Genomic DNA, 12,089 nt, shown 5'->3' with positions numbered 1-12,089 from the left:
CAATTCACACTATTTTTAAATGGTGCACCGGTTACGCAAGCAGTCTATGGTTCAGGAGCTGGTACTCAACAAAACACAGGTCAGGTAATAATTTCTATACCATCCAGCGGGTTTCTTACACTTAGGAATCATTCTTCTGCCGCAGCAGTAATCCTTCAAACTTTAGCAGGAGGCACACAAACAAACGTAAACGCTTCTATTATCCTTAAAATGTTAAGTCCAATTGTCTAGAGATATAAAACTCTCTTTATTTCAAAACTTCAATAGATTTCATAGTTAGGAGTGATTAACCTTTTACGCAGGAATTACTCCTTTTTTCTTTTCATAATTATGCACTCTTCCTTTACTGAACGATATCTTTCGATTAATTCTCATATTGTTCAGAAAAAATATTTCACACACACTACCTTAAAACTGTAACGACCTCACCGTTATGGTTTTTTATTTTCAATTCGATTTCCTAGGTCATCCACTATACAAAACCTGCTATTACTACATATTTATAATAGTGTTAAGCAAATTAGCTTAGCTCTGCACCTTTTTAAAAATTTATTGGCTTCGGGTCACTCTGCCTCAAGTGACCCTTTTGAATATAGTTATTTTTAATTAGATGGCAAAAACCTAGATATATTCATAGAGAAAGCATTTAATATAACACATCACTCATTTTTCCAATTTTCAATTTGCTAATTTCGCCATTTCCCTTAAGGAGATGGTTTTTTTCATCGTTTTACACACATTTTTATTGTTGTAATGTTTTCAACTTAAATTACATATATTCATTTTGGGATAGTAACCTGTTGCATTACATCGCCCCAAGTTGTTATTGCACAACGCTATCCCTCTTATAATTTTCCAAGCCGTAAAGTGTGGTGATGCTGCGGCTTCTTTTAATGTATAGGTAAAATTATTTTGCACAAATTAATGTTGAGTGTATCGCACGCACTTAACTTGGTTGTGGCATTAGTTGACCGTCACAGCTTCCCTCATTAAGGTCACTTCAAACTCAGTGACCTTTTTTAAAAGGTTGGTTAGTGCCTCCATTACATGCAGATTATCTAGAAAAGTAAAAATGATTTACCTGACAAACCGTCTCCCCAGTATTACACTGGTTTTTTTTGTTTCCCTTTTAACTACAAACTTATTGTCGAAACCTTCTCCTGCAACTCAAAAAAGGTTCTTTTGATGCATGTCTTGGGTTTACCAAGAGTCGGTCCCCCCCTTCACTTCATTCAGATACTTAATATCCCCCAATATTTCATTTTTATCATCTTCGTTTCATATATAAACAAAATATATGCTCATAAAGAACCGCATAGAAAATCGCCAAGTCCTCATCCATTTAACTTACACACATGGTGTATATATACAAATATCACCCCTGATTTTTGATGATGAGCCATAAAGTAATATATTTTCCAATTATTATTAGTATAATTTGTATCCTTAATGTTATTTTATTGACATACTATTGTAATATTACAATGTTAATATCATATATATATTAAGCTTTTTAGTTTTTAGGAGGATACATATTATGAAAAAGAATAAAAAGTATAGATGGGGATTGAAATTAGCTACATTGGCTTTAAGTTCATCTGTACTTTTTTCAACAATTGACACAGCAGCAGCGGCAACTTATACAGTAAAATCTGGTGATTCTTTATGGAAGATTGCCAATCAGTACGGTGTTACTTATCAAACATTGATGAAATGGAATAACTTATCTTCTTCAACAATTCGCGTTGGACAAAAGTTAAACCTCAATACCACATCAACAATATCAACACCTACACCTAAACCAACAGCTGCAGCTGCACCTAAACCAACAGTTACAATTACACCTAAACCAACAAACCTAGTGCAAGTTGCTAAACAACAATTAGGCGTAAAATATACATTTGGTGGAAGTAAACCGAGTACAGGTTTTGATTGCTCAGGCTATGTCACTTACGTATATAATAATGCTGGTATTTCGACAGCTCGTAAGTCAGCAGCTGGTTTTTACAGTACAGCTAAAAAAGTAAGTTCACCTCAAGTAGGTGATTTAGTATTTTTCGCTAATACATATAAAGCTGGTATCTCACATGTAGGTATTTATATTGGAAATAATCAAATGATTAGCGCAAGTGACGGTGGTGTTTCTGTTGCTAACATCAATAGCTCTTATTGGAAAACACACTTTGCTGGATATGGTCGTATATAATGAATAACAAGAGGCTGGGACATAACTAAATGGTTCCTTCACAAAGCCGAATAATCTCTAAATTAACAAAACACGATAAATAGAAAAACCGAACTATTCCGAAACACTTCATGAGCGTTTCATTGGATAGTTCGGTATTTTTGTTGGCTGAAACACTTTTGTCCCAGCCTCTTTCTTTATACATGTGCTACTTTTTTCGATTTAATTTTTGCTAAACGTATTAAATAAATGATAAAGACAACAACTAGTAAGCCTGCTCCAGCTAGATATACAGAAGAATAGCCTACTTGCACTGCCACCATTCCTAAAATATAAGAGCCAAGTGCAATGCCAATGTCAAACATCGTAAAGTACGTTGCGGTTGCATAACCACTGCGTGTATGTGATGCAGACTGTACAGCTAATGCTTGTAAGCTTGTAGTCACTGCTCCGTAGCCAAATCCAATAAAGATAGCTGCAAATAAAAATAATGCCGGTCCTGAGACAAATGCAAGCATAACAAGACCGATAGCAAAGAGTATAATACCAGGTATAATAACAAACTGTGGCCCTTTTGTATCATAAAGTTTTCCTGTATATGGGCGTGTAATAAGCATTGCTGCTGCAAAAACTGCATAAAATAGACTCGCTACAGCCATTAAATCTTTTTGCTGTGCGTAGACTGATAAAAACGATAGAACACTCGCATATGAAAAAGCTACTAAACTAGCAATAGCCGCTACCGGAAGTGCACGACGTTCAAATAAATCATCAAATTTAAAAGTCAATTTACCCTGATGTTCAGGCTTAAGCAAATCATCAGTATTTATCGTTACAGCTAGGATACCTCCTGCTAATATACAAATACTCATTACAATAAATAGTACATTAAAGCTACTATATTGAATAAGCAGTAAACCGATAAATGGCCCAATAACTACTGCTAAGTTAGTAGACATTGTGAAATAGCCTAGACCTGCACCTTTACGATTAACTGGCACAATATCCGCTGCTAAAGAGCCAGCTGCTGTTGTAATAATACTAAAGAATATCCCTTGAACAAAACGGAGAACTAGTAAAAGTCCAAAAGGATGAATGAATAAATATAAAACTGTACATAAAAAATAGCCGATAATTGAAATAACTAAAAGCTTTTTCTTCCCGAAAACATCTAATAGTTTACCCGAAAAAGGACGAACGATAATGGCAGATAATAAAAATCCTGACAGTAACAATCCCGCTTCCTTTTCTGTCTGGTGCAACTCACCAATTGCATAAAGTGGCAAAGTCGTTACCAACCCATAGAAAACAAAAAATACCGAAATATTTGTTAAAAAGAGACTAATAAACCGCTTCGTCCATATTTTTGTATTCCCCTCTTGCTGCATGTCAATCAACCTTTCATTTTTTCCAGTAAAATTATAAATTGCTGCTGTTCCTCAACAGTCAATGCCCCTACCATTTCTTCCTCAAAAGCTAAAATGGTTTTAGTAATAGCCGGCAAATGTTCCTCTGCATATGGTGATAAGGCAACGATTTTTTCACGTTTATCTTCACCGTCAATTCTTAGTACCCAACCTAAAGTCTCGAGTCGAGTAATTGCTCTTGTTATACTCGGTGCCTCAACGTTTAAATACTTCCAGATTTGTGTTAATGTCATGGGCCCGTGATTATGTAAGCAATATAAAATAGCCCATTGTGAGCTATACAAGTTGTGCTGTTTCAGTACTTCATTTAAACAATTCGTTAAATAACGACTTTTTTGGAATAAAGCATGAAATATAGGATTCATGTTGTTGTCCTCCCGAATTTAACTTTATTTACCTAGCTAAATAAATACTATACGCTTCATTTTTTCCGTTGTAAAGCAAGTTGTTTGAAGTTTTGATGGAGCGCATTTTAGGAGTAATAATCGTTCAGCCGACTGACGTTTGATTCATTATTATCAGCGATTCTCTTGCATTTATCAGCGATTTTCTCCATCGTACTAAAAATCTAGAAGGGAATTTTTTGAAAATGTCGAATTAATCTAATAGATTACAAATAAAAGGAGATGGAAGCATGGGGAAAAAGGTATTAATACTTGCAGGAGACGCAGTTGAAGCTTTAGAAATTTTTTATCCTTATTACCGTTGTCTTGAGGCTGGTTATGATGTAACGATTGCGGCACCATCCGTAAAGAAATTACAGACGGTATTGCACGATTTTGTCGATGGAGTCGATACATACATCGAGCGTACAGCATATGGATTAGAAGCACACGCATCCTTTGCAGAGGTAGATCCAACACAATTTGACGGACTCATCATTCCTGGTGGACGAGCGCCAGAATACATTCGTTTAAATGAGCATGTTCCAGCACTAGTGAGCCATTTCTTTGAAACAAATAAACCAATCGCCGCTGTATGTCACGCAGCTCAAATTTTTGCGACCATTCCTGAGGTTCTGAAAGGTCGTGAGCTAACCGCTTATATTGCCTGCAAGCCCGAAGTTCAAGTAGCCGGAGCGACGTATATCGATGCTAACCTTCACACAGACGGCAATTTAATTAGTGGTCATGCATGGCCAAATTTACCTGGATTAATGCGAGAATTTATTAACAAGCTCGAAAACTAACGGAATGAGGATGCCTGAAATTAGGCATCCTCTTATTTCATGGAGTGGTTTCTTGGAATTCAATTTTCACTACTTTATTTGTATTTGTTACATATTTGATTCGAACATGTACACCGAATTCCTTGTCACTTTGTTTTAGCCAAAGTTTAAATTTTTCAATAGTGGAATCTTCAATAACCTCGCTTCCCTCATACAAATAATCGAGGATTTTAGCTTGAGGGTATTTTGCATGTATCTCTTTTATCGCTACTTTTCCCCATTGAGCATGGGCTGGTATTCCCTTTTGAGCATAAGTAATTGTTGGGGTGTTTATAAATACAGCAAACAATACAAGAAAAATCCCTAGTATTACACAAATTTTTCGCAAGTGAATCAACCTTTCCTATTCTTTTGGCATAAAATCGCCAAAACAGCAAAAAATAAATGCTCCTTAAGTATTTTCTCAACTTTCTTAAGGAGCAGTTTTTCGTTATTTTTTACTGGATTGTTTTGGTTGTTGAGGATTGTTATGAATTACTTGATTAAATTCTGCTGAATATTCCTCACGATCATTTCTTTTATGTGTATCTTCTTTCTTTTTCTTTTTGAAGCTTGTTTTATTCTTCTTTGCCATTATTTAAGCCTCCAATATTTCAGTTATTTGTTTTTGTTGGACTGCTGATTCTTCTTATGGTTCGTTTTATTATCTTTATTTTTGGCTTTCGCATCAAATTCTGCAGCGAATTCTTCATTTAGATTGTCATTCGGGTTATTGTTATTACTATTTGATTTATCGAGGTCTATTTTTTTGTAGGTATCAAAAGGATTATGCGTTCTAACATTCATTGTTTTATTGTTGTTTTTGTTGTTTCCATTGGTGTTTCTATTGCCCACGGATATTCACCTCCTACATGTAATGTGCTCAGGATAGAAGGTTTTATGCTTTGGGGATTACTACAGACATTGCTAAAACTTTTCAGTCCAATTAATTTCGCCTTGGCGTTTAGAACTAGTTGGCGTTACTCTAAACATAGATAATAAAGGTGCGGATGTAGGAATTGAACCAGCAGCTATCAAACCTTCTCAAATGACTCTAACAGCTTATTCAACTAAAAAATCAGGAGATTCTTTCTGGAGACTAAATACTAGTTGGACTACTAATGGAGTAAGTGAAGTTTATGCATCAACTATAGACGTAGTATCAATTGAATGGAACGCTAATGATGGTACTTATTATGATGCTGCTGTACCAGGGAGTCCTGTGTCTAAAAGGGATGGTAGTAAAAGTAGTTCTGGTGTCTACCTATTTAACGTAGAAGATGATAAGCTAAATTTTGATTCTTATGCAACTGTGTATATAAATAAAAAAACTACTTTAAGTTACGGAACAAAATATATACACACTTATTCGACAGTTAGTACAACTGTTGGTGGTTCAGCAAGCGTTAACTACGAAAAAGGAAATATAACAGGTGGCCTTTCATTTGACGTTAGTATAAGTACTAATCAACAAAAGTGGTCGGTATGGGATGATAATGTATTATACTGGTAAGTAGTTATTAAAGTAAGGTAAATTAATAAGTTAATTTAATCGTAATTGATGATAGAAAGACAATAACCTATGCTTGAGCATTAAGTTATTGTTTTTCTTTTTAAGTAGGAGGGATATTTTGAACAAAAGTCGGTTCATAGTTGTTCTTTTGCTAGTTTTTTTAGTAGTCGGCGTAGGTACTTATACGTATTATCGCTTTAACCCAATAATTAATATTAATACTAAAATAATTGAGCTTGATGAAAAGTCTCAGGAAAAATACAATAATATAGATAAATCTCAGAAAAATAACTTTAAAAAACTAGAATTTACATTAAAAATAGATTATTCTGACAATATAGATGATTTAGAAATAAACATACCCTATTCATTTCGTGAGCTATTAGGGGAAGACGTTTATTGGAACGGTTCTAGTTATCAAGATAAAGATCCAGAAAAAAATAAGATAGAATATAAAGACGAAATCATTATAAATTATAAGCAGCTTGAAAATAAGGATATCAAAGATTTATTGAGTAAAGGAACAATCACAATAACATGGAAATTGGACGGAAAGAAGAAAAGTAAAACATTTAATCTTGGAGAAACCATTACATTTTCCAAGACATAGAGTGTAGGTGATTGTATTAAAAACCTGGCGGAATGAACGGCGAGTTTTTTTATTTTTTCGTAAACATCTCATTAGAGTATACCCCTTGTAAAGGACATTTTGAAAAAAAGCAGCAACCTTTTGAAGCTGCTGTTTGTATTTTGCAGGCGGTAACCTTTTCAAGTTCCATTGCCCTCGATAATGGTTGTAATACATCATGTTTTTATCCAACAAATAAGAAAACATGATGTTTCTTATCTCTTAATTTAAATGATGTTCTTTCATATCTAAACCATGTTACAACTTTATCTTTGACCGTTTTAATATGTAAAAAGACCAGGTACTCACAATGAACTGCACCCCGTCAAGTAGACAGTGGAAATAATAAAAATTGTATTAAGCGGCTTGATTCCTGAATTCTAAAGGGCTCAAGCCGTTTAATCTTTTCTGGTAGCGATAGTGATTATAAAAATGAATATAGTCATCAATCGCTAGTTTTAACGCTTCATATGAATCGTACTTATGTAAATAATATTTCTCACACTTCAATGTGCCCCAGAATGCTTCAATCGGTCCATTATCAATACATCGACCTACACGTGACATACTTTGTATCAGTTTTGCTTTATCAATGATTCGCTTAAATCCGTGTGATGTATATTGAAAGCCTCGATCGCTATGAATTAATGGCTGCTCACCTTCTTTTAATGAACGAATCGCTAATTTAATCGTGTTAAATACCAATGGATTATTATTTAAATGTCCTAACACGTAGCTCACAATCGAACCATCATATAAATCAATAATTGCACTCAAATAAGCTTTCTTTCCATTTCCATACTTGAACTCGGTGACATCTGTACACCATTTTTCATTTGGCTTTCCGCTTTAAATGCCCGATTTAACACATTTTCCGCCACATGATGCGCTGGGGATTTACGATAAGGCTTGCGCTTTCGCCGAATAACAGACTTCAACCCACTCACTTGCATCAAACGATAAATTCGCTTCTCATTAACTACCGCTTGATTATTTTCTTTTCGCTGACGATTGATTGTCAGCGCCATACGACGATAGCCGTAAATGCCATCTACTTGTTGGTAAAGAAGGTGAATATCCTTTAAAATGGCTTCATTTTCAACTTCTCTGTTAGAAGGCTTGCGACCTAGCCACTTATAGTAAGCAGCTCGCGAAACACCAGCGATTTCACATAATAAAAGAATCGCAAGTTTTTCCTCTTGATGTAATTTTTGAATCGCTAAATACCGTTGTTGTAAGCGAATTTGGCTTAGCGACGCCTCCTTTCGATTTCCTCTAACTTTTTTAAAAATAGATTTTCTGCACGTAAGCGCTCATTTTCACGTTCAATACGTTGAATCTCTAATTTCAATTTCTCCTCAACGGTTAATTCCACTTCATCTTTTGTGCGACCACGGCGATCACGTAATCCTTCTTCACTGTTTGCTTCCAATTTCTTCGTCCATTGATACACCTGCTGATATGAAACACCATAAGTGTGTGCTGCTAACTGATAATTTTTCTGGTGCTTCAAACAGTAGTCGACAATTTCAATACGCTCCTCAAAAGTTGTTTTTCTTCCTTCTGTCATAGCTTGACTCATTCCTTTACCTGAATCTTTTAATTCACTATGACTAGTATACTTTTTCACCCACCTTTTTAAAACAGAGGTACTACTAATCTCATATTTCACCAACACCTCCATTTGTGAATAATTTTGTTGAATGTAGTCTTCCACAGCTGCTAATTTTAACTCTTTTGAATAGAATTTACATGAAGTCGCTTCTTTGTAATCCTTCACGTCCACCTGCTTCATATTTCATTCTCCATCTATATAAAGTTTGATCATTTACTGAAAACTTTTCACACAATTCGCTTATAGAATATTGACCTTCTTCAAACAATTGAAGGATATGTAGTTTTAACTCGAGCGGATGTTTGCTTCGCCCCATAAAAAATACTCCCCTTAGATAAACAGATTTTATTTTTTAATCTGTCTACCTAATAGGGAGCATATCAAAACGAAGTGAAATCTTGCTTTTTAAATGGGCTGTGATCAACTACGTTAATCGGTTGTTTACGTGATTCTGTCAAGAAACCACTGCATACATTACGAATGGTAGTTTCACTTAAAGCACGTAACGTAATCTGTCGTTTTTGTTGATGGCCATATTGATTAATAAGGCTCTTCAATTTTACAGGTAGTAATTGCTTGTAGAAAATTTTGGTGTTCGCCAAGTTATCTATTTCAACCACAAACAAAATAGCTCCACTGGTTTTATAAAAATTTCTATAATGGTCTAGTTCAAGGGAAAAACTTCTTTTTAGACCAGAAAAATGTTTAACGTTTGTTCCTTTAACTTGCACGGGAACTTTACCTAGAAAAGCACTTCTTTTTTCAGATGTATTTTGCATGACGTCGATGTGACCATCAAAGGATATTCCTTTGTCTCCAGTAGGTATTTCAGGAGTAAGAGAATCAAGGGTTGCTGCTGTCTTAACGGCATTAACTGCAAACATTTCAAGTTGCGAATTGGAGAAAGTGGCCATTTTTTTCACCATCCATTTATTTCTTTTGAATGTATATTCTTAAGTTCCCATTTGAATTAATGAAAAGATGAACGGAAATGATGTTAGAAACGAATAGCAATTGAGATAACCAAAGTATTCGGTTATATATACCTTGGTTTCTTTTTTGATTTTTTTATTGACTTTAAAAAATATTAAGCTAAATTGTAAATATAGTAAGAAGAAATTGTAACCTAAAGGTTTGTTTTTATAATTATAGATTACTATAGGAGGGTAATATGAAAGATTATAGTTTCTTAGAAAACCTTAGCATGAAAGAAAAGGCAGAATGTTGGGCAATTTACTCACGAATAGAAGGAAGTAGTAATTTATTTTTAGAATTTGAGTTTAGAAAGCAATACTCTAACGATTTAACAGCGAATTTGGCCCTAGTAAAAGAAATCGAAGAATCCGAGGATGGAAAACTATTAAGGGCAATTTTAATGTACAGAGAGGCTTTAAAAAGAATTAAAATTCTTAGTACTCTAGATAAAGATATACTCGATTATGTATTTTCAGATTTTGAATTAACTACATTAGAAAATGAAGTTTCAAAAAATAAGGAACAAATAAAAGAACTTTTAATGCAAGGAAAACTAGCAGAAGAAATAAAAGATTACTTGGGGGATAAAATTCAGGAGGTATACAATTTAGAATCACTAGGAGAAGATTTTGAGCATTTAGATGATTATGTTGAACTATATTTCCATTCTGTAATTACTAAATTAATCTTTGAAACATCTGTTGAACTGAATGAAGAAAACATTCGGTCTAATCCATCTAAATTCATAGTAAAACTTGATGATGAAATGTATAAGCATCTCGAAATAATCAGATTGCATTATAGCAATGCTATGACTACTCCAGGGAATGTAGACATCCTTAAATTTCTTCTTAAAAATCATATTGATGAAATTAAACGTAAATCGGATTATTACGATGAAATGGAAGAATTAGTTGTAAAGTATATTGAAAATGGAGGAGCTTAAGAATGGACTTATTCCCAAATTTAACTCACGAATTAAGAGAGATCAAAAAGACTCTTGTGAAGAAAATTTACATTGAAGCATTCAAACGGATTTTGAGCGAGCGAGTTATTGTTGAGATTTTTCATGATAAGGGAAAGACGCGTTATATTTTGGGGATTAAAGGAGCTCAAAATACCTTTGGAGCCAATGCAGAAGCCAATGCTTGTAAAACCTTTGATTTGATTAAAAAATATGCTACTTATTGTGGTTATCAATTTGATTTTATCATCAATACATTTGGTACTAATCGTATCCCTCCTAGAAAAGCTTTTATAGTATGTGAAATAGATAAAGATTTCTATAATAAGATTATTATTGGAAAGAAGATAAATGCGTTAAATACCGAAACTGGAATGCTACAATATCAATTAGTTTTATCACATAAAAATGAGCAGGGACAGAACTCGTTTATTTAGAAAAACAATAAAAAGGATATTAACTTTTCCACTTCACGAAATAAATATGCACTCTAAATCAAAGAAATGTTAGACGATTTTATCTAGGTCTAACATTTTTTCTTTTTGTCCCAACCACTACTAGATTGCATAATAGATTAAATGTAAAAATATGTTTTTAAAGGAGGGGTATCCCAACTTGGTGTAGAATTAATAAAGTGTAACAAAATACAAAAATAGGAGGTTTTATTATGTCGAAGGTGAAAAAAATCTTTTTGCCAGTATTGATGATCTTTACTATTTTTTGTTTAGGCTTTTCTCCAGCACAGGATGTTTCTGTGCAAGCTGAGGATGCTCCGAGTATTGTTGTAGTTTCTGGCAAACTTGCTAAGGAACTGGTTAATGCAACGCTCCGTGCAGTCAAGGAGGGTGAAGTTGAGAATGTAGCTCCTGTGTCTGCTTTTGATTTGGAAGGGTCGAGTGTGTACACTGTTGGTGGTGGAGTTACAGTTGTTACAGTTCCTTTGCATGGAGATTATAGCCTTCCTAGTAATTTAACGGTATTCTTTGATGAGGATAATACTGTATTACAGACAAATGAATTGTTGGTTACCAAGAATGAGGTAGGAAACTTCCGAGTTGAGACATATTTGGATGGGTCACTTAGTAATTCCGTGGATACTGAGCTTTCATATATCACAGATGAAGAGATGCTTGCAGAGGAGCCAGTTATTCAAGAGATGGGTGTAGGAGCAGTGGCAAGTTGTCTTGGAGCAGTACTTGGTATTGGTGCTACGGCGGCTTATATTATTGCAGTTGCATGTGGCGGTTCGTGTGCAACACCGACACCAGTGACTGCTGCGATATGTGCTGCATGTATTGGTGCATATGCAGTTATTGGGGCTGGTGGTATTGCCGGAGCGGTAGCTTGTTTCAATTACCTGTGAGGTGAATAGATGCATAAGATTTTGGCAATGTCGATTTTGGGAATGGGTTTAACTGGTGCCGTTTTAATCATCTCCGTCGCTTTGTTGTTCAAATCTCCAATAGGAAATGTGTTGCAGATGGTTACTGCTGCTTCAGCAACAGCTTTCGTTATATTCGCAGTCTCTGCTTTAGTATTTCGTCGGAGATTAGATGCAAAAAGAGAGTAATATAT

Annotated in this window: 14 protein-coding genes and 2 pseudogenes; 9 read left to right on the top strand and 7 right to left on the bottom strand. The window is 34.6% G+C overall.

What is annotated here, in order from left to right:
• Together ACQKOF_RS23255 and ACQKOF_RS23250 are read left to right on the top strand one after the other, a co-directional pair.
• Positions 1-231, top strand: a pseudogene (locus ACQKOF_RS23255) (collagen-like protein); the annotation flags it as partial.
• A 1,306-nt stretch (positions 232-1,537) separates the two neighbouring features.
• Entirely contained in the window at positions 1,538-2,206 is a 669-nt protein-coding gene (locus ACQKOF_RS23250) for a C40 family peptidase (protein ID WP_427562328.1), read from the top strand.
• 176 nt (positions 2,207-2,382) lie between these two features.
• Here ACQKOF_RS23250 and ACQKOF_RS23245 read toward each other — a convergent pair whose 3' ends face one another.
• The gene (locus ACQKOF_RS23245; protein WP_427562325.1) at positions 2,383-3,573 is read right to left on the bottom strand and encodes an MFS transporter; all 1,191 of its coding nucleotides are present in this window, start codon (positions 3,571-3,573) and stop codon (positions 2,383-2,385) included.
• A 5-nt stretch (positions 3,574-3,578) separates the two neighbouring features.
• Positions 3,579-3,977 carry a MarR family winged helix-turn-helix transcriptional regulator gene (locus tag ACQKOF_RS23240; protein ID WP_370043549.1) on the bottom strand — a complete coding sequence of 133 codons (399 nt, stop codon included), beginning with the start codon at positions 3,975-3,977 and terminating at the stop codon, positions 3,579-3,581.
• Between the two features lie 269 nt (positions 3,978-4,246).
• Here ACQKOF_RS23240 and ACQKOF_RS23235 point away from each other — a divergent pair, with 269 nt between their 5' ends.
• A complete protein-coding gene (locus tag ACQKOF_RS23235) occupies positions 4,247-4,801 on the top strand; it encodes a DJ-1/PfpI family protein (RefSeq protein WP_427562322.1) in 555 nt (184 codons plus the stop codon).
• A gap of 37 nt (positions 4,802-4,838) precedes the next feature.
• Here the strand turns inward: ACQKOF_RS23235 and ACQKOF_RS23230 are convergent, their stop codons facing one another.
• From ACQKOF_RS23230 to ACQKOF_RS23220, 3 genes are all read right to left on the bottom strand, one after another.
• Positions 4,839-5,129: a DUF3889 domain-containing protein gene (locus ACQKOF_RS23230; RefSeq protein ID WP_427562320.1), complete on the bottom strand. Its 291-nt coding sequence runs from the start codon at positions 5,127-5,129 to the stop codon at positions 4,839-4,841.
• Positions 5,130-5,270: 141 nt separating this feature from the next.
• Positions 5,271-5,414 carry a hypothetical protein gene (locus ACQKOF_RS23225; protein ID WP_323656514.1) on the bottom strand — a complete coding sequence of 48 codons (144 nt, stop codon included), beginning with the start codon at positions 5,412-5,414 and terminating at the stop codon, positions 5,271-5,273.
• 23 nt (positions 5,415-5,437) lie between these two features.
• Positions 5,438-5,674, bottom strand: a complete 237-nt coding sequence (locus ACQKOF_RS23220) for a hypothetical protein (protein WP_425492685.1) — start codon at positions 5,672-5,674, stop codon at positions 5,438-5,440.
• Between the two features lie 367 nt (positions 5,675-6,041).
• Here ACQKOF_RS23220 and ACQKOF_RS23215 point away from each other — a divergent pair, with 367 nt between their 5' ends.
• Complete coding sequence (locus ACQKOF_RS23215) at positions 6,042-6,332, top strand: hypothetical protein (RefSeq protein WP_427562317.1); 291 nt, start codon at positions 6,042-6,044, stop codon at positions 6,330-6,332.
• 118 nt (positions 6,333-6,450) lie between these two features.
• On the top strand, positions 6,451-6,942 hold the full coding sequence (locus ACQKOF_RS23210) for a hypothetical protein (RefSeq protein WP_427562315.1): 492 nt from the start codon (positions 6,451-6,453) through the stop codon (positions 6,940-6,942).
• A 375-nt stretch (positions 6,943-7,317) separates the two neighbouring features.
• Here the strand turns inward: ACQKOF_RS23210 and ACQKOF_RS23205 are convergent.
• Positions 7,318-8,891, bottom strand: a pseudogene (locus tag ACQKOF_RS23205) (IS3 family transposase).
• Between the two features lie 64 nt (positions 8,892-8,955).
• Complete coding sequence (locus ACQKOF_RS23200; protein ID WP_427562313.1) at positions 8,956-9,501, bottom strand: DUF4365 domain-containing protein; 546 nt, start codon at positions 9,499-9,501, stop codon at positions 8,956-8,958.
• Between the two features lie 245 nt (positions 9,502-9,746).
• On the opposite strand from ACQKOF_RS23200, the gene ACQKOF_RS23195 reads away from it, so the two are divergent.
• The 4 genes from ACQKOF_RS23195 to ACQKOF_RS23180 all read left to right on the top strand — a co-directional run bounded on the left by ACQKOF_RS23195 (position 9,747) and on the right by ACQKOF_RS23180 (position 12,084).
• Positions 9,747-10,496 carry a hypothetical protein gene (locus ACQKOF_RS23195; RefSeq protein ID WP_427562310.1) on the top strand — a complete coding sequence of 250 codons (750 nt, stop codon included), beginning with the start codon at positions 9,747-9,749 and terminating at the stop codon, positions 10,494-10,496.
• Positions 10,497-10,498: 2 nt separating this feature from the next.
• The gene (locus ACQKOF_RS23190; protein WP_427562307.1) at positions 10,499-10,951 is read left to right on the top strand and encodes a hypothetical protein; all 453 of its coding nucleotides are present in this window, start codon (positions 10,499-10,501) and stop codon (positions 10,949-10,951) included.
• A 230-nt stretch (positions 10,952-11,181) separates the two neighbouring features.
• Entirely contained in the window at positions 11,182-11,877 is a 696-nt protein-coding gene (locus ACQKOF_RS23185; protein ID WP_219364598.1) for a hypothetical protein, read from the top strand.
• A gap of 9 nt (positions 11,878-11,886) precedes the next feature.
• Positions 11,887-12,084: a hypothetical protein gene (locus ACQKOF_RS23180; RefSeq protein ID WP_143998891.1), complete on the top strand. Its 198-nt coding sequence runs from the start codon at positions 11,887-11,889 to the stop codon at positions 12,082-12,084.
• Positions 12,085-12,089: the final 5 nt, after the last annotated feature.

This window comes from Lysinibacillus sp. NPDC093190 (assembly GCF_050280425.1).
Classification (GTDB): Bacteria; Bacillota; Bacilli; order Bacillales_A; family Planococcaceae; genus Lysinibacillus.
This window is presented reverse-complemented; position numbering and strand designations above follow the sequence as displayed.